General features: G+C 42.0%; 16 protein-coding genes. 3 read left to right on the top strand and 13 right to left on the bottom strand.

From position 1 onward, the window contains the following. Positions 1–1,281 carry an amidohydrolase gene (locus tag Q0E19_RS01245; protein ID WP_294406403.1) on the top strand — a complete coding sequence of 427 codons (1,281 nt, stop codon included), beginning with the start codon at positions 1–3 and terminating at the stop codon, positions 1,279–1,281. A 127-nt stretch (positions 1,282–1,408) separates the two neighbouring features. Here Q0E19_RS01245 and Q0E19_RS01240 read toward each other — a convergent pair whose 3' ends face one another. The 3 genes from Q0E19_RS01240 to Q0E19_RS01230 form a co-directional block, all read right to left on the bottom strand. After that, positions 1,409–2,806, bottom strand: a complete 1,398-nt coding sequence (locus Q0E19_RS01240) for a trypsin-like peptidase domain-containing protein (RefSeq protein ID WP_294406401.1) — start codon at positions 2,804–2,806, stop codon at positions 1,409–1,411. Positions 2,807–2,815: 9 nt separating this feature from the next. Next, on the bottom strand, positions 2,816–4,045 hold the full coding sequence (locus Q0E19_RS01235; protein ID WP_294406398.1) for a HAMP domain-containing sensor histidine kinase: 1,230 nt from the start codon (positions 4,043–4,045) through the stop codon (positions 2,816–2,818). 172 nt (positions 4,046–4,217) lie between these two features. Beyond that, positions 4,218–4,919, bottom strand: coding sequence for a response regulator transcription factor (locus Q0E19_RS01230; protein WP_294406396.1), 702 nt, complete (start codon positions 4,917–4,919; stop codon positions 4,218–4,220). 579 nt (positions 4,920–5,498) lie between these two features. Between Q0E19_RS01230 and Q0E19_RS01225 the strand changes: the two genes are divergently transcribed. Together Q0E19_RS01225 and groL are read left to right on the top strand one after the other, a co-directional pair. Beyond that, on the top strand, positions 5,499–5,771 hold the full coding sequence (locus tag Q0E19_RS01225; RefSeq protein ID WP_294406394.1) for a co-chaperone GroES: 273 nt from the start codon (positions 5,499–5,501) through the stop codon (positions 5,769–5,771). A 40-nt stretch (positions 5,772–5,811) separates the two neighbouring features. After that, the gene (gene groL, locus Q0E19_RS01220; RefSeq protein WP_294406393.1) at positions 5,812–7,452 is read left to right on the top strand and encodes a chaperonin GroEL; all 1,641 of its coding nucleotides are present in this window, start codon (positions 5,812–5,814) and stop codon (positions 7,450–7,452) included. Positions 7,453–7,604: 152 nt separating this feature from the next. Here the strand turns inward: groL and Q0E19_RS01215 are convergent, their stop codons facing one another. From Q0E19_RS01215 to Q0E19_RS01170, 10 genes are all read right to left on the bottom strand, one after another. Beyond that, positions 7,605–8,990, bottom strand: coding sequence for a glycine--tRNA ligase (locus Q0E19_RS01215; protein ID WP_294406389.1), 1,386 nt, complete (start codon positions 8,988–8,990; stop codon positions 7,605–7,607). A gap of 232 nt (positions 8,991–9,222) precedes the next feature. Beyond that, complete coding sequence (locus Q0E19_RS01210) at positions 9,223–11,016, bottom strand: hypothetical protein (protein ID WP_294406386.1); 1,794 nt, start codon at positions 11,014–11,016, stop codon at positions 9,223–9,225. Next, positions 11,013–11,588 (bottom strand): sigma-70 family RNA polymerase sigma factor, encoded by a 576-nt coding sequence (locus Q0E19_RS01205; RefSeq protein ID WP_294406385.1) that lies wholly within the window; start codon positions 11,586–11,588, stop codon positions 11,013–11,015. The genes Q0E19_RS01210 and Q0E19_RS01205 overlap by 4 nt, the downstream gene beginning before the upstream one ends. Before the next feature lie 125 nt (positions 11,589–11,713). Continuing rightward, entirely contained in the window at positions 11,714–13,267 is a 1,554-nt protein-coding gene (locus tag Q0E19_RS01200; RefSeq protein WP_294406383.1) for a hypothetical protein, read from the bottom strand. Next, positions 13,248–14,702: a glycosyltransferase family 39 protein gene (locus Q0E19_RS01195; RefSeq protein ID WP_294406381.1), complete on the bottom strand. Its 1,455-nt coding sequence runs from the start codon at positions 14,700–14,702 to the stop codon at positions 13,248–13,250. The genes Q0E19_RS01200 and Q0E19_RS01195 overlap by 20 nt, the downstream gene beginning before the upstream one ends. 114 nt (positions 14,703–14,816) lie before the next feature. Beyond that, positions 14,817–23,246, bottom strand: coding sequence for an Ig-like domain-containing protein (locus Q0E19_RS01190; RefSeq protein WP_294406380.1), 8,430 nt, complete (start codon positions 23,244–23,246; stop codon positions 14,817–14,819). Beyond that, positions 23,243–23,683, bottom strand: coding sequence for a hypothetical protein (locus tag Q0E19_RS01185; protein ID WP_294406378.1), 441 nt, complete (start codon positions 23,681–23,683; stop codon positions 23,243–23,245). The genes Q0E19_RS01190 and Q0E19_RS01185 overlap by 4 nt, the downstream gene beginning before the upstream one ends. Before the next feature lie 14 nt (positions 23,684–23,697). Beyond that, entirely contained in the window at positions 23,698–24,198 is a 501-nt protein-coding gene (locus Q0E19_RS01180; protein WP_294406376.1) for a hypothetical protein, read from the bottom strand. Beyond that, entirely contained in the window at positions 24,188–25,930 is a 1,743-nt protein-coding gene (locus Q0E19_RS01175) for a serine/threonine-protein kinase (protein ID WP_294406373.1), read from the bottom strand. The genes Q0E19_RS01180 and Q0E19_RS01175 overlap by 11 nt, the downstream gene beginning before the upstream one ends. A 37-nt stretch (positions 25,931–25,967) precedes the next feature. Beyond that, positions 25,968–26,735, bottom strand: coding sequence for a protein phosphatase 2C domain-containing protein (locus Q0E19_RS01170; protein ID WP_294406372.1), 768 nt, complete (start codon positions 26,733–26,735; stop codon positions 25,968–25,970). Between the last annotated feature and the right edge of the window lie 32 nt (positions 26,736–26,767).

Here is a 26,767-nt window from a genome sequence, read left to right as displayed (position 1 = left end):
ATGATAAGATTTTACAACGGAAAAGTTATCACAATGAACAACGGCATTGAGCCTGAGGATATCGAGGTATGGACAGACGGGGCAAAGATAGCCTTTGTCGGAAAGCCTGACGAGAAAAAGCTGAATGAAACGGAGTTTGAGCGTGAGTATGACCTTAATGGCAACCTCCTTATGCCGTCATTCAAGAATGCCCACACACACTCGGCCATGACCTTCCTGCGTTCATATGCAGACGATATGCCTTTGCAGGACTGGCTTTTCAAGCAGATATTCCCTATGGAGGCAAAGCTTAACGGCGAATATGTTTACTGGCTCACAAAGCTTGCGATACTTGAATATCTTTCAACAGGCTGTACGGCGGCATTTGATATGTACTTTGAGCTTGACGATTATGTAAAAGCCTGCACGGAGAGCGGTTTCAGAAGTGTACTCTGCGGTGCGGTGAGCGGTGACAAGTCCAACGCTGAAAGGCTTGAAAGCAACTATCTGAAATTCACAGGCAAAGATCCCCTTATTTCATATATGCTCGGTTTCCACGCTGAATACACCTGCGACTTTGAGCTTTTAAAGGCTGTGGGTGAGCTTGCACAGAAATACAAAGCTCCTGTCGCAACACACAATTCGGAAACTGCAAAGGAAGTAAGAGAATGTGTTGAAAAATACGGCAAGACTCCTACTGTGCTTTTCAACGAACTCGGCATATACAACTACGGCGGCGCAGGATTCCACTGCGTTCATATGTCGGACGAGGATCTTGCCATATTCAAGGAAAAGGGAGTTTATGCTGTACACTGCCCAGGCTCTAACGTAAAGCTTGCCAGCGGTATCGCACCTATCGTGAAGATGCAGGATATTGGTATAAACATCGGTCTTGGAACAGACGGTCCTGCAAGCAACAACTGTCTTGATATGTTCAGAGAAATGTTCCTTATGACAGGTTTGCAGAAGATAGCGCAGAATGACGCTGCTGCCTGCCCTGCCGACAAGGTGCTTTATGCTGCGACAGCAGGCTCGGCAAAGGCTATGGGACTTTCCGACTGCGACATTATTGCAGAGGGAAAGCAGGCTGACCTTACAGTTATAGATCTTAACAGACCAAATATGCAGCCGCTCAACAACATAGGAAAGAACATTGTTTATTCCGGTTCAAAGGAAAATGTAAAGCTGACAATGTGTGCCGGAAAGATACTTTACGAAAACGGCGGATTTGCTATTGGTGAAAAGCCTGAGATAATTTACGCAAAGGCAAACGAGATAATCAACACGCTGAAAGAGCAGTAAAAAGTGCATACACAAGTGGGGCGGTCTTTGACCGCCCTCTTTTTGTCTGACATTTGCCACCGACTTAAAAATTTTATAACAGAAAAGGACTGACGCAAGCAAATACGTCAGTCCTATATTTTAGTTTTTATTTACTGCTGTCATTATCCGAATCGTCTGCCTCGGTCAGCGAACCCGAATCTTCCATAAGCTTGAAAGTAATATCAAACTCCTTTGCAGGTTCGGTATCGGTCTTTTCCCTGTAAACGTGGCAGGTGACTTCATCTCCTGCTTTCTTTTTGTTCACAAGGGCAGGCACGTCATCACAGTCGCCTGTATCTGTGCCGTCTATATTTGTGATTATGTCGCCGACCTCAAGCTCGGTATTGGCAACATCGCAGCTTTCGTCTATGCTTGCTACGCATATTCCTGCTTTTACGCCGTAGATATCGGCTGTTGTGCTGCTTATCTGATAGAACGTTATGCCTATCTTTGCTCTGTCAGCAACGTGGCCATACTCGATAAGCTGCTCGATTATCCCAGACGCTTCATCTGAGGAAATTGCAAATCCTATTCCCTCATAGTCCACAGATGACAGCTTTGAAGATGTTATGCCGATGACCTGACCGTACATATTGAAAAGCGCACCACCCGAATTACCGGGGTTTACGGCTGCGTCTATCTGTATACAGTTCACTCCCGAAGAAGAATTTTCAAGACGTATCTTTCGGTCGAGTCCCGAAACTATTCCCTTTGTGACGGAGTTTCGATAGCCTGCGGGAGTGCCGATAGCTACGACCTCCTCGCCTAGCTTAACGTTCGCAGAGCTTGCGAACTCGGCTGGGGAAAGATCTGTGGCAGGTATCTTTATAACGGCGATATCCGTTTTCGGATCAGAACCGATTATCTCGGCTGCATACTCTCTTCCGTCGCTGAGGACAGCTTTCACAGCCTTTGTGCCTTTATCCACAACGTGGGCATTGGACACTATATAGCCGTCCTTGCTGAGGATAATGCCGCTGCCCTGTCCGACAGGGACAAACTCTGAATCCTCGGAATAGATATCAAGTGACACCACAGACGGAGAGCATTTTTCGGCTATCCCCTGTGCGGTATACATTCCGTTTTCGTCCTTTTCAGCACCGCTGTCCTCGGGCTGTTCAGACATAGGCAGGCTGAAAGTCATATGCTTGCCGCCTGTGACGAGGTTTGAAAGCACACCTTTTCCTCTTGCGGAAACGCAGGCTATACCAAAGCCTGCTGCGACGAACACAATAGATGTGACTATCGTCATAATGATACGCTTTGGGCTGCGCTTTTTCGGAGCAAGTTCCGTTTCGGGGAGAGTTATCCCTTTCCAGAAATCGTGACCCACTATCCTGCTGCCGTCCTCTGCACCTTCGGGCATCTTAAAGCTTTCCTCTGCACTTTCGGTAATATTTTCGATGATACTTTCATTGGTCTGTTCAGAAGTATCTTTGATGATATCAGCATTATCTATGCTTTCCATGCTGTCTTTGTTATCAATGTTATCCATATTATCCATTTAAGGCTTTCAGTCCTCCTCAGGTTTGTTAGGCAGAGTGAAAATAAACTCAGTATATTCGCCTTTAACACTCTTGACCATAATTTTACCGCCGTGCAGGCTGACGATCGAACGGACAATATTAAGTCCCAGACCAAGTCCCTGAGCGTCAAGACCTCTGGACTTGTCTGTTTTATAAAATCTGTCGAACACAAGAGGAAGTTCCTCCTCGGACAATCCTTCTCCGCTGTTTTTAATGGATATAGCCGTCATATCTCCCTCAGGCACAAATGAAAACTCCATATATCCATGGTCGTCAACAAATTTTATAGCATTTTCTATAAGGTTATACATTACCTGATGCACAAGGTCGATATCCGCATAGAGCGGCACTCTGTCAACATCAAGCCCTCTTATGTCGATATGCTTTGCATCTATCCTCGACTCAAATGTAACGAGGGTATCCACGATAGGTTCGAGGGCAGAGAACTTCGTCTTTGTCAGCTTCATTTCTCCCGCCTCTATCTTCGCAAGATTGAGCATACTCTTGACAAGTCTTGTAAGCCTATTGACCTCGGAGGAGATAAGCTTTAGATAGTATCTCTCCTGATCCTTTGGTATCGTGCCGTCAAGTATGCCGTCCACAAAGCCGCCGATAGAAGTCATAGGCGTTCTAAGCTCATGGGAAACATTCGCCAGAAAGCTGTTACGCATAGTATCGTAACTCTTTAAGTTTGCCGCCATATCATTGAAAGCCGTACTAAGCTGTTTGTACTCGCTTATGCTGTAATCAGGCAGGGTAGCGGAAAAATCTCCTGCGCCCAGTTTCTTTGAAACAGCAGCGATCTCCTTTATAGGCTCTGTCAGCTTCAGAGTTGCAAAATACACAAGGAACATAACGACTATCAGAACCATTACGGCTGAGATAATAAATATCTCCATTATATTCCATATATAATCATCCTGATCGGATTTTGGAGAATAAGCCAGCATATAATATGTGGGGCCATTCGCCTTGAACTGCACGCCCATTATATGAGAAGTTTCCCCTATCGCCCCGTCAAGGTCGCTGTAAACATAGCTGCCGCTTTCGCCGAACTGTTCAAGGTCGGCTGTACTTATCCCATTCTCTGTTTTTCCCGTGGAGATAACGATATATCCCTCGCCGTCGGAAAGAACAAAGTCTGCGTTGCAGCTTATAGAGTAATCCTTCATTTCCCCTGCGCAGTCATCACGCCACTCTTCAGGATCTTCCAGCATTTTTTCCTGCGTATATGAAGCAAGAGCTTTCGCATTTTTCAGCAGCAAGCTCTTTTTTTCATCTATAAAATAACGGGAAGAAACAAGCAGTAATACTGTTCCTAAGCAACAAAAGCTTACCAGTATTACTGCCGAACAAATTGCAAAGTACCTGAGGAATATACTTTTGCCGTTATTCATTATTCTCTGCTACTTCAAACTTGTATCCAACGCCCCATACTGTTTTGAGCGCCCACTTGTCTGAAACGCCTTCGAGCTTTTCACGAAGTCTTTTAACGTGTACGTCGATAGTTCTGGAATCGCCGTAATACTCAAAGCCCCATACTTCGTCAAGAAGCTGATCTCTTGTATATACTCTGTTTGGATTTGACGCAAGGTGGAAAAGAAGTTCAAGCTCCTTCGGCGGTGTATCCAGTACAACACCGTTTACTCTCAGCTCATATCTTGTCATATTTACTGAAAGCTTGTCATACTTGACTTCCTTGATCTCAGCCTCTCCTGAGGACTGACCAACTCTTCTGTAAACAGCCTTTATTCTTGCGATAACTTCCTTTGTATCAAAAGGTTTTACGATATAGTCGTCTGCACCAAGTTCAAGTCCCAGGACCTTATCGAATGTTTCTACCTTTGCGGTTATCATTATAATAGGTACATTTGACTTCTTCCTGATCTCTCTGCATACCTGCCAGCCGTCGATGCCGGGCAGCATGATATCAAGCAGGATGATGTCAGGCTTAAGTGCATTGAATTTTACAACAGCTTCCTCGCCGTCATGTGCAAGGATAACTCCATAGCCTTCCTTTTCAAGATAAAGACGGAGCAGCTCACAGATATTTTTATCGTCGTCTACTACTAAAACTCTGCCAAGTGACATATTCATCTTCCTTTCATCACCGAATATTTATCGGTTATTTTTAAATTCTTTACGGTTTTTAATAATACAATAACTTATGTTCGTATTATCTAACTCGTCGTATCCCCAATTTTGAACAAAGCTAAATCAAAATTTCAATTAATGTCTACATTATAACAAATTCACAAACGGAGTGTATGACTATTTTGTTAATTTTTAATTAATTCTATAAATTTTTACGTCAAAATAAGAACAAATGTTAATATTATTATCACATATCCAGACTTTTGAAACGTTTAAGTAATTTATTATTATCAATTAATATTATATCACACGTCAAGCATATTACAAGAAGTAAAATGCAATAAATATTAAAATTTGAAAGCCGCAAATTTGTGCAAATCTCCAAAAATGTTGAAAATCAGCTGAAAAACAGAATAAATGACTTGAAATTTATAAAAAAGGTGGTACAATATATTTAGCACTCAGAGAGAAAGAGTGCTAACAGTCTGGCAGGCTGACCGCTAAAAGCGTAAAAGTCAATGCAGGCTGAAAGCAAAACAGAGAACTTTTTCAATAATATAAAGGAGGACATTTATTATGACGATCAAACCTTTAATGGACAGAGTTGTTATCAAGATGACAGAAGCAGAGGAAACTACAAAGAGCGGTATAATCCTTGCAGGTTCCGCTAAAGAAAAGCCGCAGGTAGCAGAGGTCGTTGCGGTAGGTCCGGGAAAAACTGATGTTGCTATGGGCGTTAAGGTCGGCGACAAGGTTCTTATCTCAAAGTACAGCGGCACAGATGTAAAGCTTGAGGGACAGGAATACACGATCCTTAAAATGGAAGATATCCTTGCAGTTGTTGAATAAAAACAGATATATTATACATTTATAATGGAGGTAACTTATAATGGCAAAGCAGATTATTTACGGTGAAGAAGCCAGAAAGGCTCTTCAGTCAGGTATTGACCAGTTAGCAGATACAGTAAAGATCACACTCGGACCAAAGGGAAGAAACGTTGTTCTTGACAAGAAGTTCGGCGCTCCGCTCATCACAAACGATGGTGTTACTATCGCAAAGGAGATCGAGCTTGACGATGCTTTTGAAAACATGGGCGCACAGCTCGTTAAGGAAGTTGCTACTAAGACAAACGACGCAGCAGGCGACGGTACAACTACCGCTACTCTTCTCGCTCAGGCTCTTGTAAGAGAGGGTATGAAGAATATCGCAGCAGGCGCAAATCCAATGATCCTTAAGAAGGGTATGTCAAAGGCTGTTGACACTGCTGTTGATTCTATCATTGCAAACTCAAAGAAGGTAGAAAGCTCTGACGAGATCGCAAGAGTTGGTGCGGTTTCAGCTGCTGATGACAACATAGGCAAGCTTATTGCCGAGGCTATGGAAAAAGTAACAGCTGACGGCGTTATCACTCTTGAAGAGTCAAAGACTGCTGAAACATACAGCGAAGTTGTAGAGGGTATGCAGTTCGACAGAGGATACATTGCACCTTACATGGTAACAGATACAGACAAGATGGAAGCTGTTCTTGATGACGCTTACATTCTTATCACAGACAAGAAGATCTCAAACATTCAGGAGATACTTCCGCTCCTCGAGCAGATCGTAAAGTCCGGCGCAAAGCTCCTTATCATTGCTGAGGACGTTGAGGGCGAGGCTCTTTCAACACTTATCGTAAACAAGCTGAGAGGAACATTTACCTGCGTTGCAGTTAAGGCTCCTGGATTCGGCGACAGAAGAAAGGAAATGCTTCAGGATATCGCTATCCTCACAGGCGGCGAAGTAATTTCTTCAGAGCTTGGTCTTGAACTCAGCGAAACACAGATCTCACAGCTCGGCCGTGCAAGACAGGTAGTTGTTCAGAAGGAGAACACAATTATCGTTGACGGTGCAGGTGACTCTGACGCTATCAAGGCAAGAGTTGGTCAGATCAAGGCACAGATCGAAACAACAACTTCTGATTTCGACAGAGAAAAGCTTCAGGAAAGACTTGCTAAGCTTTCTGGCGGCGTAGCCGTTATCAAGGTCGGCGCAGCTACCGAAGTTGAAATGAAAGAAAAGAAGATGAGAATAGAGGACGCTCTTGCAGCTACTAAGGCAGCTGTTGAAGAGGGTATCGTAGCAGGCGGCGGAACAGCTCTTATCAACGCTATGCCAGCCGTTAAGAAGCTTGTTGACAAGCTGACAGGCGACGAAAAGACAGGCGCACAGATCGTTTACAAGGCACTTGAAGAGCCTGTAAGACAGATCGCAGCAAACGCAGGTCTTGAAGGCAGCGTTATAATCGACAAGATCATTCGTTCAAGAAAGGTCGGCTACGGCTACAACGCATATTCTGACGAATATGTTGAGATGATCCCAGCAGGAATCGTTGATCCTACTAAGGTAACACGTTCAGCTCTCCAGAACGCAGCTTCTGTTGCAGCAATGGTTCTTACAACTGAGAGCCTTGTTGCTGACAAGAAGGACCCACAGGCTGACGCTGCTATGGCAGCTGCCGCAGGTGCAGGCGGAATGGGCGGAATGTATTAATAAACAGCTTATTTCTCCCTATATAAATATAAAGGCAAAAGGCTCTGATCTCAGAGTCTTTTGCCTTTTTTACTGATCTTATTGATTATAGTACACATAAAAATAAGCCGGCGCATAAACGTCGGCTTATCTGTTATTAGGAAATTTTCAAATCAGAACTCTATCTTCTTTGCGATATAGTTTACAAGCTCGTTGATCTTTACTCTCTCCTGCTCCATTGTATCTCTGTCACGAACAGTTACGCAGCCGTCCTCAAGTGTGTCAAAGTCATATGTAATGCAGAATGGTGTTCCGATCTCGTCCTGACGGCGGTATCTCTTACCGATAGAACCAGCCTCGTCATAATCAACGCTGAAATGCTTTGCAAGCTCGTCAAAAAGCTCTCCGGCCTGCTGGCTGAGTTTCTTTGAAAGAGGAAGTACGCAAGCCTTGAAAGGTGCGAGAGCAGGGTGGAAATGCATTACTGTTCTTACGTCAGGCTTTTCCTCTGTTCCGATATTTTCCTCATCATAAGCCTCTACTACGATAGAAAGGAAGAGTCTTTCTACGCCAAGTGACGGCTCGATAACATATGGTACATATCTTTCGTTTGTTTCAGGATCAAAATAGTCAAGGCTCTTGCCGCTGGTCTTGATATGCTGTGTAAGGTCATAGTCAGTTCTGTCTGCTACGCCCCAAAGTTCGCCCCAACCGAATGGGAAGAGATACTCGAAGTCTGTTGTAGCCTTAGAGTAGAAGCAAAGCTCTTCCTGTGAGTGGTCACGGAGTCTGATGTTCTCCTCCTTGATATTAAGGCTGAGGAGCCAGTTCTTACAGAACTCTCTCCAATAGCTGAACCATTCAAGGTCTGTGCCAGGCTTGCAGAAGAACTCAAGCTCCATCTGCTCGAACTCTCTTACTCTGAATATAAAGTTACCAGGAGTGATCTCGTTTCTGAATGACTTACCTACCTGTGCAACACCAAAAGGAACTTTCTTACGGCTTGTTCTCTGGATATTTGCGAAGTTTACGAAAATACCCTGTGCAGTTTCAGGTCTGAGGTAAAGTTCAGACTTTGAATCCTCAGTAACACCCTGGAAAGTCTTGAACATAAGGTTGAACTGACGGATATCTGTGAAGTTATGCTTACCGCACTCAGGGCAAACGATATTATGCTCATTGATGTAATCCATCATCTGCTGATTTGTCCAGCCTGCAACATTTGTTCCGTCAAAATCTTCGATAAGGTTATCTGCTCTGTGTCTTGTCTTACACTCCTTGCAGTCCATAAGAGGGTCTGAAAATCCGCCGATGTGACCTGAAGCCACCCAAGTCTGCGGATTCATAAGGATAGCGGAATCAAGACCTACGTTATACTTATTTTCCTGAACGAACTTCTTTCTCCAAGCGTCCTTGATATTATTTTTAAGCTCGACGCCTAAAGGACCGTAATCCCATGTATTAGCAAGACCGCCGTAGATCTCACTGCCCGGATAAACAAAACCTCTGCCTTTACAGAGGGCAACGATCTTGTCCATTGTCTTTTCTGTATTCTTCATAATCAATGACTCTCCTCTACTGTTTTGGAATATTTCTGATAACTTCTATTTTACCGCAAAAAGCCGATATTGTCAAGGGAAAAAGCCTTTACAGGCACATTTTATGCCGAAATTTTCCCTTTTGCATTTTTTGTGTGTTGGTACGGAGAAAAGTCGGGCGGTGTGCGCATAATGCAGACCGCCCGACTTTTACTTATCATGATTTTTCAATTTATTATTTAGCTGATACGATCTACACTTCCTGACTTACCATTATAGGATCGCCGTAGTAATATCCACAGCCGTTTATATTGTTTTCTTCATCGCCCATGATTTCTATTTTCAGTAAGAAATACAGATAAACCGTATTCTGGCCTTCATCATTCCAATAATTATCATCTTCATTGGCATAATCATTCAGGAAAGTTTCATAATACACATCATAGCTTTTTATCATTGTCGAATGTGCATCAAGCTCGCCCATTTCAAAATCAGCTGTGATCGTATAGTCACCTGTAAATTCAGCATTTATGCCCATTCGTGGATGCGCACGGCAGTCAGCAACTATATCATAATCTGTATTGTTTGTAAACTTCATTATAAGCCTTGCTGAACCTTCCCTGCCCTCAGAAAACGAAACACTGCATTCAACTGTAAAAGCGCCGTCCTCAGAAACATAGCGGTTATCTCCGTCCTGTATCAGCCGCATATCTGTATTTTCTTTTAAAAATGCGTAATCAGTTTTTTCAGGCTCGGAGGATACCGAACTGCTGTCTGTATCCGTTTTGCTGTCTGAAATATCATAGTCTGCTCTAACGGTATCTCCCATATTTATAACTCTTTTGATAGGGAATGACGATGGATCAGCGGTCAAGCCTTTTATTCCACGGTGCACCTTGAAATCTTTCCAGTCCTCATCAGTTATCTCAAAGCCTATACTATAATTATCTATATCCTCATACAGATTACCAAGATAAACAGGATCAAAACCGCCGCCTGCCGCTATCCTTAATGCAAAAGCGGCTATCGCTTGATCTCCGTCAAGCATCACATAAATATTCGCAGGATCATTTATATCACCATAGTAATCATAAGGCTGGCTGAGGGTACAGCTTTTAAGCCCTGCTTCCTGCATATAATCCTTGCATTTTTCAAGTGCAAAATCATACATAGCTTTCTGATTGCTTAGATATCCGCTGCTGATGTCCTGTTCATCATACATATCATTCTGTTCTGAGAAATACAGCTGACTTAATGTAAAGCTCATTCCGTCGGGGTCATTCACTGAGGTACATACTCCGTTATTGACCTCAAAAAGCCACTGCCGATCATTAACAGGCTTGTTGCCGTCAACGGTAAATATCACATAGACTTTTCCTGTTTCAAAGCCTAACATACCTTCCGAATCGTCCCCAAGGGGAAAATATGTTTCATACATCGTCACGTCATACTCTTTGTTTTGACCTGACGGCTCTTCAGACCACTGGTAATGTTCATCCTGACTGTTCATTTTACTGTCGTCATAGTGCCATACATATTGATCGTAGCAGCTTGTATAGAGATAACCGTCCTTAACATCTCCCCATATATATAATATCTGCTTCACCATTCCTGATGCGGATATAAGCGACTCAAGATCGTTGTAATACTCATCGGGAGTGTCATTATTTATACTGCTATCTGTATCACTTTTACTGCTCATATCCGAAATGACGTCCGTTTGCGGTGATGATACTGCCTTGTGAGTATTCACATCAGCCTTTCTGCTGCTGTTTAAAGCTGCAAACACACCCGCTGTACAGAATACGACAGCTGCCACACACGCTGCGGCAAATCCGCCTCTGCGAAGTCTGATCTTTTTATTGCTTTCTGCATTTTCTATATTTTCTGTATTTTCTTTAATATTATGGGATATGCCGTCATCTGAAAGCAAAATTCTTTTTTCTATCTCATCAAATTTACCCGATGAGGGAGATCTCTCTGTATCAGAGCTTGTATCGGTCATATACTCGTCAATCAGCTTTTTATAAAAATCCTTTTCTCTCATAATGATTCCTCCTTTCCATAAAGGCTGCGAAATTCCTTTAACGTTCTGTATAATCTGTTCTTCACAAAGGATTCTGACACGGACAGGCTTTCTGCAATTTCCGGGATCGCCATATCAAGGCTGTAAAACATTGCGAATATCCGCTGAGTTATATCAGGCTTTTCTCTGAGTCTGACCGATATTTCTTCATACAGCTTAACGTTCACAACGCTGTCCTCAATACTGTAATTTTCAAGAGCCATTTCATCGGGATCAATATCTCTGTTTTCGTCCTCCGATACGGCTGTTTCTCTTTTTCTTACCCTGTTGAGCTGTTTGTAATAAACATAAAGCTTGCGCCTAGCGATAGTCATCAGATATGCTTCCGGCTCTGATATCTCCCGTCCTGTTTTTAATGCGTTAAATAGGTCAACATAGGTTTCCTGAAAAATATCCTCTGCGTCAGATCTGTCCGCTGCCCCTGCAATGATACGGCTGTATATCTTTCTGTTTGTCTGCTCATATATTTTTCTGAAAGCTTCAGTGCTGCCGTTATCAATGCTTCTGTTTTTCTGCTTTAAAATTACAGCCATCAGCCTCACCTCCCTTTGTTATAATAGTAGCGTTTCAGGCTGCGGCAGTTTCAAACTAAATGTTAAATTTATGTTAAAAGGAAAACGCAGGATATATTCAAACGCAGTTTCACTGCGTTTGCAATTTAACTGCGTTTGAAATACCCTGCGTCTGAGGTTTCATATACAAGCTCATACCCGTCTGCATTGAGCAGATAAACATAGAGCGGTCTTGATTTTGAAATAAGAAATCCGTCGAAATCATATTTGTCTATCATTTTTTCAACATCAATATATTTTTCTGTTGAATTTTTGCTTGTCTGCTGAAGATAGAGAAGTCCTACACCGTCCCTCATTATATTTTTCTGCGCATACAAGTCTGCTCTTGCGTCAAAGAACACCTCTACATTATTATATATAAGAGTTTCACCATAGTTATAGTCATTGAACAGTCGCTCTGAAGGATCATTTTTCACATAGTCAACCATTTTCTGATCCAGCGCTGTTGATACAAGGCTGTCGGAATCATTCAGTATGACCATTTTTCCTGCGCCGTAAAAGCTTAGTCCTGCAAACAGCACGCACAGCAAGCCGACCGCTGCTTTCTCAGATTTTTTCTTTATATTCCTGCTCTTTATATCTGCTATATAGTCCGCTGCAAAGAACACAGCCGCAATACAGAAAAGCATTATAAATCTTGAACTTCTGAAAAACAGATAGAGGAACATCAGAAAATATGCTGTATCTGTGAAATTCAGTTTCTTTTCCGAAAAGATCATACCATGTCCGATAAGGAATATCGGCACAAAGAAGCAAAGTATCTGCGAGATCTGTTTTGCGTCGGGTGAGGCCCACTCGCTGATAACATCAAGCATAAAACTGTCGCTCATACTTTTATAAGGGTAAAGGAAAACATCTTTTCCAACAGGGTTTACAAATATGGCTGCCGCTGCACCTATTATCATTGCACAGGTTATAATGATCTGTTTTTTGGTAAACTTTCTGCCCTCAAGTCTTGCGCAGCTGAACTGTTTAAGATTTGTCACAAGGAAAACTATCGGTATGATATATGCCATATTCGATGAACCGCCGTGGAGGTTGCTCCACAATGCAGCTATAAGCGGCAGGGCAAATATGCCCTTATAATTTTCGTTATCCCTGAACTTATACAAAACATAAAACAATGCAAACATAAGAAAATAGCTGAAAAGGTGCGGTCTGCCGTAAAAGAACATACTTGTCAGTACTGTAAAAAAGCATATATAGCAAAGGGTAACAGGCATATTGCAGAAAAGCTTTTCTTTTAGTCTTATACCTATGAGCAGCACCATTATGGCAGCAGACAAAAGTGATAAAATAAATATCCCCGCTTGTCCTGCCGCTGAATATACAAGATAGAAAATAACGTCCGAGAGCCATTCGTGCGGTGTCCACGAGATATTTTCACTCATACCATACCATGAAAAAATGTCATGGCTAGGCACATAGCCGTTATCCAGTATCCACTCGCCGACCTTTATATGCCACCAGAAATCATTTCCCGATATGCCCCTTGAATAGCACAGCATAAGCACAGCCAGAGAGATAAACACCGTTATCATCATTATTATCTTCTTTGTCTGAGAGGTCAGTTCTTCACTGATTTCTTTTATTTCTTTTGGTTCTTTGTTTTTTGCTGTCTTACTTTTTGTAAACATCATAGATCAATACCTCATCTTCTTTTTCTGCATTTTTTCTTACTTCTTCATCACACTCTGTCGGGTACTGCCAGTTGTGTGAAAGTCCTTCCTTTAAAACATAAATATAGTCAAACTCAGCTGATCTTTCGTTCAATATATCCTTTGCTTTTCCGCCAAGATTGCCTTTTAGGAACATATCAAGATCTTTATTGTATATATCCAGCGGTATCATATAAACAGCTGCCGAGGCGTCAAGTATGGCTGTTTTCCCGTTCATTTGTATGATACTTTCGTCTATAAGCTTTATCTGTTCCTCTATTGAACTGTCCATAGGGATAAACTTATAGTGCTTTATATCGGAAAAATTCATCTTATCATCGAATGTAAATGCGGCTGATGACACAAGGCATATTGCTGCGGTGAGAAGTATGCCTAAATTTTCGCCTTTCATATTGATCTTATCTGACTTTTCTTTCAGCAGATATACAAGAAGAATTATTATTATCATAAATGGGATAAATGAATGTGTTATATCTGCTATGGGATAAACTGTCGGCAGAAGTCCAAAAAACGCTGCAAGAATTATCTGTGCGGTGATATCGCTTTTTTTCACACACCTTATCATTGCACACAGGAGAACAGCTATTGTGCATACCACAGTTACAAAACCTATGGGCGATTCAAGCGCAAACTCCATGATGGATTCCTTATTGTCAAACTCCTTTATGCCGATAAAGCAGTACCTTATAAAATCCCCTGCGGTATTTGTAAAAAGAAGATATGAAAGAAAGATAATTCCCATTATAAGCAAGGCTGCAAGTCCGCTTAAAACTGTTTTTGCAGTCTTTTTACTGCCTTTGCCGTATTTCTTTGTGCATATCAGCACATTTGAGATAGTCACAGCTGCAAAGACAAAAATACCTGTTGTCTGTTTGCAGAACACCGCAGCCGCACCTATGACCTCAGCTGCTATGAGAAAATTCTCTGCTTTCCCCTCCTGCATATCCAGTGCTTTAAGCTGCATATAAAGAGCTAAGATCGTCATATTCAATATAAGTTGATTATAGTCATATGTAAATACCATTGAATACAAAAGGCTCACAAAGCCGCTTATTATCAGCGAAAAAGTCCTGTTCACTTTTACTGTACACAAAATCCTGTAAACAAGCAGACAATCACCAAAGGCGAGCATTACCGCAAGGAAACGCATTACAGCAAGCTGTTCGCCGAATATTTTTATGACAAGGGCAGATATCATATGGGACAGCGGTGTAGTTATGATGCTCACCTCGCTGTAAGGTTTAAGTCCTCTTGAGATATTAAGCCCCATATTGAATATCCATAATTCGTCCAGCGAATCAAACTTTCTAAACATTATCCAGATAAAAAGTTCCGCAAATACCGCTGTAAAAAATATGGCTTCTATGATACGGGATCTGTTCGCCCCTTTTTTCATTTTTTATCTTCCCCATTCGTTTGCCTGCTGTGCAGATTTTTGCTGTAAAAAGCGGATAATGGTGAACATTATCCGCTTTCACAAATTTCTCAGACAAAGAAAATATACGTTACTTTATCTTCTCTTTTTCTTTACTATAACAAATACCACTGCTGCGATCAGAAGAAGTATTCCGCCCAGAGTTCCGAAGAACGCAGGCTTGTTGTTATAAAATCTTACCCAGAAGTTGGTCGTTACATAGAAGTCTGTAAACTCAGCCTCGGAAGTATTTCCGGCCTTATCGGTGCAGATTATCTTCATAGTATGTGCCGAAGTTGAATTTCCGTCAACAGAAACGATAAAGTCGCCGTTTGCACTGAGTATCTTTTCTGTTTCCGCTTCATTCCAGCTGCCTGCTTCCTTTCCGTCAAGCATTACCTGTACACTTGAAAGCTGTATATTATCACTTGCTGAAATGCGAACGTCAAGCTTTGTTACAGGATATGTTTTATTTGATTCAAGGTTTGTGACGATTATCTCTGGCGGAGTTTTATCTACCGCAAAGCTTATGTCTGTTACCTTTGTATCAAGAGTATTTTCCGCAACATTTCCTGCCTCATCCACTGAATGTACCTTTATGCTGTAAATACCGTCATCTTCAAAATTGCTCTTGAAAATAGTATAAATGTACTTGTACCATTTTCCGTCGCCGCCCTCAACGCTTACGGAATAATCTTTATCCTTAACGAGAGTGATGACCTTTTCATTCTTTACGATAGTAATGGTCTGATCTGCAAGCTTGTTTGCATTGTATTCCGAGATCACTACATCCTGCGGTTCTTTTATGAATGAGTTATTGAGCTTTCCTGTTGCGCTGTCCAGTTCATATGTTGAACCGAAACGGTTTACTGAGAAAACTACCTGGGCTTTTTCATTCTCATTGCCAGCCATATCCTTTGTTACGGCTGTAAGAGTATAGATATCATCATTATCCTTTATCTCTTCGATATTATCAAATACATATTTTACGCCGTTCTTTGTTTCCTTGACGGTGTATTTGAAGTTCTTTACCTCGCCCTTGTTTGCGCCTGTCAAAGTAACGCTGATGCTGTCGGCGTTAAAGTTTATATCGGAGAATGTTATCTCAGGAGCTGCCTTTGAACTGTATGCCGCCTTATCCTCAACACCGCTGATCTTTACGACCGGCTTGACTGTGTCGATATGGAAACTGTCATCTGCATATGTCTTTATCTCGTTTCCTGCAAGGTCCGTATACTTTATGCCAAAGGTGTAATCTCCGTCGGCTTTGTACTCTATCGTGGAAACATAACTGTCGTTTGAGCCGCTCCAGTCTGACTGCTTAGGCTTTGAAATATCCTTGCCGTCAAGTCTTGCTGTAAGGGAAACGCTTGCGTCATTTTTGCTGAAATTATGTTCCTTTATGGTGATAGTTGCTTTTCTTGCTGAATCGTAGTAATTGCCGTGCTGTGCTGAATTATTGTCATAGCTTACGGTAAGTTCAGGAGCAGTCTTGTCGATCACAAAGTCCTTTGCGGCAGCTGTGCCTGACACGATATTCAATCCGCTGTCGCTGTTTCCTGCCTTATCTGCGCCTGTGATATTTACATTATACTTTCCGTCAGTATCAAATTTAACTGTCGTTCTCCATACTGCATTATCACCATTGCCCGAACCGCTTGACACCTGCGTCCAGCCTGATACACGGGGAACTGAACCCTCTGAGTTCTTTATGTCTATCTTGATATCGTCTGCGCTGAAGTTACGCTCCGTCACCTCGATAACTGCCGTTCTGTCATTCTTGAAATACTTATCATTTCTTACGCTGTTATTGTCATATGAAAGTCTGATAGAAGGCTTTGTTATGTCGATAGAAAGGTCATAGTTCTTTGCACTTGAATTTCCTGCATTATCTGACGCATAAATTCTCAGCGTTACATCATTGCTGTTGTTTGCGGCACTGTTTATTGTAAGCGCTGCTGTTTTGTCATAAACCTTTGTCATTTCAGCTCCGCCTCTGAACAATGTTCCGCTTGACGTTACTGTACCCATATTTATGACTTCATATGTTACGCTGGAAAGTCCTGAATAAACATCTGCGCCTGTTGACGGATCAACTACTCTGATATCGAAAGGAACATCTGAGTTGAACACGCCTGAGAATGAGGTCTTGCCCGGAGTGATCTTTATCTGCGGTGCTTCCTTTTCAACAACAGGCTTTGTCGCATCGAAGATAACACCGTTTGAGGAAATGTATGTTTCATTTCCCGCCTTGTCCACTATATGAACATAAATGATGACCTTTTCATCTGGAGAGATGCTGAATGAAGTACTGAGGTTATCTGCTCTCATCCAGCCTGCCGCCTTAGCAGCCTGCGTTTCATTATAGATCTTATCTGTTCTGAGATATTCAACATGATCTATTCCGCTGAGAGTGTCGCTGTCGGTAATGGATACCTCCTGCGATCTGTTGCTCCAGCGTGTGAAATCATAGCTGTTTCTGAAACTGCTGTCGGAAGTGAGCGAGCCTATCTTTACTGTACCCTGAGGCTTTACAGTATCAACGGTAAAGCTTTCGGGAGCTTTTGAACTGCCGTAGTTCACTCTTCCGCTTGTGTTTCCAGCCATATCGGTGTAAGCAAAATCAAAGGTGTAATTTGCATCGTCCTTGAACTCGACCTTTGCGGTGTAGACATCGCCGCTCTTTGTCCATGAGGTTATTGAATCAGCATATGTCTTTACTGTTCTGCCGGATGCGTCCTTTGCTGTTACGGTAAGCTTTGAACCGTTTTTTGTATCAAAGTTATGCTCTGTGACCTTTATAGTCGCTGTTCTTGCTGCCTTGAAATACCTGCTGTTTGATGCGCTGTTGTTATCATATGTTACATTGATAACAGGCTTTGTCTTATCCACAGTAAACTCATCTTTATAAACAGCATTCTGTTCGTTGCCTGCAAGGTCTGTACACTCAACGCTGAACTTATAATCTGCATCGTCGCTGAACGTATAAGTCATTGTGTGGATATCACCATTTGAGGTAAAGTCAGGATTTACAACAGTTGAAGTATAGCTTGAAGAGTTATTTGCTCTCTTCTCGACAACTATCTTTACACCGTCTGCATAGAAATTATGCTCATTGATCTTTATTGTTGCCGTTCTTGATGATTTATAGTAGTTTCCGTTTTCTGCGCTGTTGTTGTCATATGTTACGTTTACAACAGGCTTTATCTTATCTACTGTGAAATCTGTGCTGTATGCCTCCTCCTGCTCGTTGCCTGCAAGGTCTGTACACTCAACGCTGAACTTATAGTCTGCATTGTCGCTGAATGTATAAGTCATTGTATGGATATCACCATTTGACGTAAAGTCAGGCTTTACAACAGTTGAAGTATAGCTTGAAGAGTTATTTGCTCTCTTCTCGACAACTATCTTTACTCCGTTTGCATAGAAGTTATGCTCATTGATCTTAATTGTTGCTGTTCTTGATGATTTATAGTAGTTTCCGTTTTCTGCGCTGTTGTTGTCATATGTTACGTTTATAACAGGCTTGATATTATCTACTGTGAAATCTGTGCTGTATGCTTCCTCCTGCTCGTTGCCTGCAAGGTCTGTGCATTTTACGCTGAATTTATAGTCTGCATCGTCGCTGAACGTATAAGTCATAGTATGGATATTTCCGTCAGATGTAAAGTCAGGCTTTACAGTTGATGAGATATATTCAGAAGAATCATTTGCTCTTCTCTCGACGATGATCTCAACATTGTCTGCGCTGAAATTATCCTCTGTTATCTTTATTTCCGCTGTTCTTGATGATTTATAGTAGTTTTCATTTTCTGCACTGTTGTTGTCATATGTGACATCTATCACAGGCTTTATCTTATCTACCATAAAGCTGTCGCTGTATGTGCTTGTATGACCTGAATAATCCTTAGCCTCAACATACAGTTTGTATTCGCAGTCCTCATCGAAAGTTACCTTTGCGGTGTATACATTACCCTCGGTATGTTTAAATTTAAGGTCATTAAGCACCTCGTCAACAAACTCACTGTTGCCAAATTCACGCTTGCTTACGGTAACTTTCACGTTTTCAGAGTAGAAGTTATCTTCCTGGATCGTTATAGTTGCTGTTCTTGGTGATTTGTAATAATCATCATTTTCAGCACTGTTGTTGTCATAAGAAACGTCAATTACAGATCTCTCGTTATCAACAACATCAACAATATCTCTGCCGTCCTCATCTTTCTTATTGAACGTCTTGGAATTATTCGATTTATCGTATGCTGTAAGCTTTATCTTGCCCTTGAACTGAGGCTCAAGTGTGAATGTATAAGATACAATTGAGTTATCAGCATACGTTGTCAGAGAATTTTCCACAACGCTGTTGTTTCCTATGCCGTTTCCGTTTACATCCACATAGTCATAATCCAGCTTGCTTATGCCTGCTATTCTGTCTGATGCGGTGATCGTAACGTCTACTGAGTCATTAAAGAAATTGATCGGCAGCTCGTTAAGCAGCTTATTTATAACAAACGAAGATGTATCATATGTTATATTCAGATCAACAGGTGATTCCTTATCAACGCAGAATGATTTTGCATCTGCTTTTTTTCCGTTGTATGATATTTCAAGAGTATAATTTGCTGAAGCAGTAAATTCAAGCGGATATTCTGATTTGTCGTAAAAAAGATAATAATTTTTATCTCTGCCTGTGCCCTCTGTTCTCCAGTTATCGGGATCTTGGATCATATCGTTAAAATCTGCCTGAAGTTTTTCAGCTATGCTGCGGTGGTCCTGATCAGCAACTTCATTGCCGTTTACATCAACAGCTGTAACTTTCGCACTCAGTAATTTGACATCTATGCTTTCCGCATTTATGCAAAGGCGTGCATTTCTTGTATTATCAAAATACTTCTTGTCATTATCACCCTCGAACTGGATTATTTTATCCGATTCATCTAAATTCTCGACGACAGAAAACTCAATATATTTCTGCTCTGCTTCATTGCCTGCCTTATCCGTGCTGTCAACAACAAGCTTGTATATGCCTGCCTTGTCAATAGTGACCACAGCAGTATGTACATTTGAACCCTCTTCACTGGTAAATTCAGGTGTGAAATTTTTCACCGGTTCATACTTGCTGTTCAGATCTCTGTCGAAAAGCTCGATCTTAGTTTTGGTCGGATCAAAATTCTCTTCTGTGATCTTTATCTTGACCTCACCTATTTTATTGCTTACCTTATCTGTGGAAAGTTCAATAACAGGCGGAGTCTCTTCAATAACAAGATTTTCTTCACTGTTGCAAACCCTTCCTGCTTTATCTTTTGCAATAAAGTGTATCTTGCCCTTGTACGTTTTATTTATATTAAAAGTATAGCTTGCAAATACGCCGTCGGAGCTGTTTTTTATTGTGATATGTTCAGATTCGTTTCCATCACTGTCAACTGTCCAGTATTCAAATTCAGCTATGCCGGAAATATTATCTGACGCTTTTAACGTTACATCAACATCAGGCTTATAGAAACCAAACGTGATCGTTTCAAGGAAAGTATCAAAATTTTTCTGCTTGTATTCTATGCCGAGATCAGTAGGCTCTGACTTGTCTATGCAAAAACTGAACGTTTCTGTCAAAGTTTTATCGCCGTAATTGATATAGAATTTATAATTTCCTTCGACATCAAATTTCAGACCTTCAAGCTTATATGTTCCGCTTTCCTCGTCATGTTTCCAAAGAGTCTTGTCACTCAGCTTTTTAGTTAATTCCTCAGCAAGGCCGTTAGAATTAATTTTCGTTCCGTCAAGTGTTGTGATCTCGCATACTGCCTTTAATGACCCAAAATCAACATACTGAGAATTTATCTCCACTGCTGCAGTGCGGTCTGCGCCATATATATCTGCTTCATTTGTGCTGTTGAATTCAACGCTAGTTGACGGCTTTTCCTCACCGACAATAATTCCGTCTTCATCACTCACAGCACTATTGCTGTTGCCGCAGATATCTTCGCAGGATACATTTATTCTATAATTACCGACCTCTTTAAAAGTCACGTTGGCAGTATAGATGCCTGTATTCTTTCTCTGTTCAACAAATTTTATAGGCGGGATACCGTTATATTCTTCACCGTCTTTTTCAATGTTGACGGTTGCTATATTGCCGCCGCTTAGGGTCTTTATATTAGGTTCTTCGATCCTTATTGTAACGGTCTTTGAACCGATAGCTACCTTATCCTTGTCCTTTTCAACACCATCAAATGTTATTTCCGGTTTGGTATTATCAGATACAAAATTCTTTGAGGTCTTTTTCCATTCTGTACTGTTTCCTGCTCTATCGACTATCTTGTACTCCAGCGATGATACTCTCTCAGGAGCAATATCCAATTTCGCATTAACTGTTCCGTCTTTTAAGACCTCGATATTATCAGAACCGCTGTCTGTGCTTATCTCGGTTTTGGTACCACCAAGCTTGAAAACGAACTTTTCAATGCCCGAACCATTGTCCATTGCAGATACGCCAATACTGATATTACCCTTTGAAGTAACAAGATCGTCAACATTGTCTAATGTCTCTCCGTTACAAGTTACATTTACCACTTCCGGAGGAACGGTGTCTATTTTTACGTCAACGCCGTTCTTGTCCTTTTCTATTGATTCGTCACTTTTACGCTTTCCGAAAACATCATTCTTGTGAATTCCATCTTCCAGTATCAGTTCTTTCTGGAACACGTCATTCTGACCATAGGCTATGCCCTCATAATCAGCTTTCGGACTTATTGTAACATAAGAAGTATACCAGCCGTTTTCGCCTTCTGTACCTTTAATATCAATAACATCAGCAGATTCGTTCATTACAACGCTTACTTTTATTTTAAAAACTTTATCCTCGTAATTTTCTGCTTTCGCTGTTATTGTTACGATATAATCGCCAAGCGCCAATTTGTTGTTTATAGTAAGCTTTCCGCTTTTCGGATCTATTTCGGCAATATCATCATCAGATGAACAGCTGAACACTGTATCAGCGGCATCATCGTTCTTGCCTGTAAAGCCGGGGTCAGCTTCCCTTTGAGATGAACCGAACTTTATTTCACAGGTATCTTTAGCCGCACGGATACCGAGAACACCTTTCTTAGTTTCTACCTCAAAGGTGCTGATTTTTTCGTTATACTTGTTGTCGCCTGCTATTTTTACAACTATTAATGCCTTACCGCCTGATTGCAGTGGTTCTATCAGACCTTCTTTTTTATCAACAGATACAACATTTCCTCCTGATTGTACACTGTATGTCAATTCGCCGCTTGAAACCTTATTGAGGATCGCCTTATTAAGTGTTGCACCACACTTTACTGTAAGGCTTGGATCACTATAGACAAATTCCGGCTGATCTGCTCTATTTACTATAAGAGTGTACTCAGTATAGGCAGAAGAGTCTGAACTTGATTCTGCTTTCACCACAAACTCGCCTGCTGAATTTACTGTCAGTTCTCCGCTTTCGGAGTCTATTTCAGCACCATCAGTTATTTCCTTTCCGTCAAGGGTCTGCTTTATAATAGAATATTTTAATTTCTCATCGCCGTACCTTGCTGTGTTCTGAAACTTCATATCAGGCTGATATACCTTTTCCATAGGCTCGGATATATCAAAGTAAATTTCATCATGGCTTTCAAGGGCGGTTATCTTATATGATGCGCTGAAAGCTTTATAACTGTCATTTTCTTCAGCTGTTGCTGTTATCTTGACTGTTCCTGCTTTTTTGAATGTTACAGTACCGTCCTCATCAACTGTGGCAACATCATCATTATCCGACGAATATGTCACCTCATCAGCAAACGTTCCCTCTATCGGGTTTTCAAATACTGTTTCATTTTCATCATCGAAAATTATGTCGCTTGGGTCTGGATATTTGAAAGAAAGCTCTCTTTCGCCCTTTTCCACAACTGCGGTATAATATTTTGTGCTTGTCTTATAACCGCTCTTGCTCAGTCTTACGCCGACCTTATATGTGCCTGTGTCCTTTACGGACGGTACTTCCTCTGAAAAATCTCCGCCGTCGATATTATACTTTACTGTACAATCCTCGTCATTGCTTATGACCGCAACGGCATCATTCTCCTCATCATTGAACGGCGCATTGTACGGCTGAACAGTTACATCTGAAAAATCCACGCTGTCGAGCGCCGACAGTATAACGTTTCTCGTATTTTCTTCGGAAACATCTATGCTGTCCGATGAGCTCTTATAGCCGTTTTTGCTTACCTCAAAATCAAGGATAAGCGCATCATCTGAGTTTTTCCACTCTTCAAATTCAGGGAACTCAACTGTGCCGTTTTCGTCTGTTGTTCTGTCGATGAGTATGCCGAGATCATCGTTTTTCAATGTGACCTTTGCCCCTTTTACAGGAGAATCCTTTATATTATGCACATTGAAAACAAAGCTTTCCGAACCGTCCGGCGCAAGTCCCTCTGCTGTGACTTCCAGAACCGATGTTGATGACACCATCAGCGCAAAAGCCATAGATAACGAGCAGACCCGCTGAAAAGTGCTGATATTCTTCATATTCTCTTCGTTCCTTTCCGTTTTATCTGACTTAATAGCCTAAATAAGATCAAATTTATTCCTGTATAAATTACCCCTGCCGCAAAAAGCGCAGACGATACAAAGACGTTATCTGCACCAATGCCGTTTTTTACCCCTATAAATATCATTACCGCCAAGACCGCTGCATCTGCAAGAACAAAGTACAAAGGCTTTTTCCCTGCAAGTACCGCCGCTTTTCGGAATATATGATTTTCTATTTTTTTACTTCTTATCATTGCCGCCGATACTGCAAGCCCTGCCGCACTGCCCCAGAACAATATTCCGTTGCAGACAAGCGGCACCCTTGAACCTATGCGGAATGACGCTCCGCTCATTATCGGCATAAGGAACACCGATAAAGCAAGAACAGTCAGCGCACAAAGCTGAACTATCGGCAGTTTGCTTTTTTTCTTCACATTCAGCCTCCGGATTACTGTATGATCTCTTTGCTGTCTGTATAATTTATTTCATACAGTATATTGAAAATAAATGCTCCGCTGTTTATCTGCTGACCGCCGCTTTGACCAATATCTGTGGCAGTGCTGCCTTGACTTCCGCCTGCGGTATTCTGACTGTTCAGCAAAGTTGTCTGTTCGCTGAGGATAGTCGTTTCAGGTGAAAGGACTTCCGTCTGTGCGTCTGAAAGCACGGTGGTTTCATTTTTCGCTGCATCTATCCTGCTTGTGCTTATCTTCTCGGTTTTCGCAAGATTTCCGCTTGCCGACGTTCTGAGTTTTCCGCTCAGTCCGTCTGTATGCTCCAAATTCTGACCTCTTATGCGGCTTATTGCCTTTGCCCTGTTTTTGCCTGTAAGATATCCTATCAGATCAGGCACTTTAAGAACAAAAAACAGAACAACTGCGGCGGCGAACATTACACCCGCCATAATGAACGATACCAATGAAAGTATCTGCTGTAACTCAACCGACATCGCTCATATCCTCCTTAGTCTGCTTTTTGGTAGAAAATGCTGTGCTTATTTCCTGCTGAGCAGAATCCATGCTTTGGATTATATCGTCATAAAGTTCGGTGGTGCGGTCAGTTGTGGGAGTTATGCTGTCGCATATCTTCTTTATCCTGCTGCACATATCCTCCATATCCTTCTGAGTAACGCCGTCCGTTTTGAACTTTGTGGGGTATGCACACATTGCGTCACCTGCAAGCTTGAGAAGTTCCAGTCTGACGATCTCGCTCTCATTCTGATCGGCTGCCACCGTATCTATAAGCTCGTTAACGTCATCAAAGAACGGCTTGTATTTTCCCTTATCGTTCGCTTCAATGGTGTTTACGGATATCTCGGTATAGAATGTTCCTATTCTTGAATAGACCTTAGCCATACCAAGCTGTATCTTATCCGAATTTTCTCCGGCAGCGTCGATGGCATAATCGAACCATTTTACAGAGTTCTTTCTCCTCGTCATATCGCTGTCGCCGTCATAATAATACCAATATAGCTTTCCTATCTCAAAGCATATCTCTGCATATCCGTCAGGATCTTTTTTCAGCTCTTCTTCATTGTTTTTTACCAGCTTTACGATGTTTTCAGCCTCGTCCTTGGTAAAGACGGAATCGCTTTCATCATTTTCCTTATAAAGGGTTATCAATGCAAGATAAGCCGCTTTATCTCCCTCTTTATTCGGGATCTCTATACACTGCTCATACATACGAGCCTTTTTGTCGTAGTCAACTTCTGTTGCAGCCTCGTCCATAAGAACATCATACTGATCCTCTGCATTCAGCTGCGCCATATGATCGAATATAAATCCGCCTGCCAGAAATACTATGGACATAAAAAATGTCAGCAAAAATGAGGCAAGCTTTCTTTTCTGTTTTCTTCTATACGTTTCATCAATGGTCTTATAGTTTTCAAGATCGTACATCAGCTCTTCGCAGGACTGGTAACGATCGTCAGGATTATCCTGAATACATTTCTGAATTATCTTCTCCAGACCTGTGGACAGGTTTGGATTTATCTCTGTTATGGGTCTGATAACATACGGCGGTTCGCTTGGGTTACAGCCCGTCACAAGATGATACAGCGTTTTACCCAGACAGTATATATCTGTTCGCTCTGTGGTCTGCCCCATTCCGCCGAACTGTTCGGGGGCTGCATAGCCTATTGTGCCGAGGCACATGGTATCGGCAAGATTTTTCTCCTTGAATTCTCTCGCCGCACCGAAATCTATGAGAGTTATATCCTTCTCATCTCTGCCCGAATCAGGCTTGAGCATGATGTTGGCAGGTTTCATATCACGGTAGATTATCTTAGGCTCTCTTGTATGGAGATATGCAAGCACGTCGCAGAGCTGCTTTGCCCATTTTATAACAAGCTCCTGCGGCTGTGCGCCGTATTCTTCAAGAAGTTTGGACAGCGGTTTTCCCTCTATGTAATCCATAACGATAAGGAGGCTGTCCTCATTTTCTATTACGTCTATTATACTGGGCAGGTTAGGATGCTTCAGCTTTTTAAGCAGCTCGGTTTCTACAATAAGTCCCTGAGTTACTGCCTCAAAGTCCATTACGCCGTTTTTTCTTACTTCCTTTATCGCCCACGTTTTATTCGCTTTTTCGTTGATAGCAAGGTAAACTATACTCATTCCGCCGTGTCCTACTTCACGCAGTATACGGTATTTGCCGTCAACCAACGATCCTATTTCCAGCATATTGCACCTCTGGTTCTGATAGTATTGCTAAGCTTGGTCAGAATGTTCTGACAGTAATGACAGAAATATTATCACGCTCGCTGCGCTGCTTGTTCAGACCGATCAGATATAGCTCATTTTTCTGCATATCCTCGGCAGACATCATATTATCGGCATTAAAGCATGAATATATCTCTTCGGGCGTGATCTCGTGTCGAAATCCGTCGCTGCAAAGCATATAGACCGCATTCTGAACAGGCTGTCCGAAAAATATATCGGGGCGCACCGTATCCGACGCACCTATGCATTGCAGCAGAACGCTTCTTCTCGGATCGACAGCAGCCTGCTCTTCTGTAAGCAGACCGTTTTTCACTTCCATTGCTACTACTGTCTGATCTTCTGTAAGGGGACGGGCAGCTGTGCTGATCTCATATGCTCTTGAATCTCCCACATTGATGATATAATATCTGTCCTGTGTTATGAGCATTGCCGTTACAGTCGTACCCATCTTAAATCCGTTCTGTGCGCCGTAGGCTTTTATCTTGTTATTCATATCAACGGCGATATCCGTCCAATCCCTGCTTATGTCCTCGTCTTTTATCCCTGCGGCTGCCATAGCAGGCAGGCGCTCTTCCGACCATTTGCAGAAAGCATTTACTACGCTTGCGCTTGCGACCTCGCCGCACTGCAGACCGCCCATGCCGTCGCATAAAACAGCCAGCACCATTTTTCCGCCCGATGTTTCAAGCACCCTTACATTCAGGCTGTCCTGATTGGTGGATTTCACGTTTCCGATATCAGAACTGGCAGAAATAATAAACTCCATTCTTCACATCTCCATCTTCACAGACGTACTGA

It is taken from the genome of uncultured Ruminococcus sp. (assembly GCF_934476685.1).
In the GTDB taxonomy this organism is placed as follows: Bacteria; Bacillota; Clostridia; order Oscillospirales; family Ruminococcaceae; genus Hominimerdicola.
Note: the sequence above shows the minus strand (reverse complement) of the source record. Positions and strands in the feature narration are given on the sequence as shown.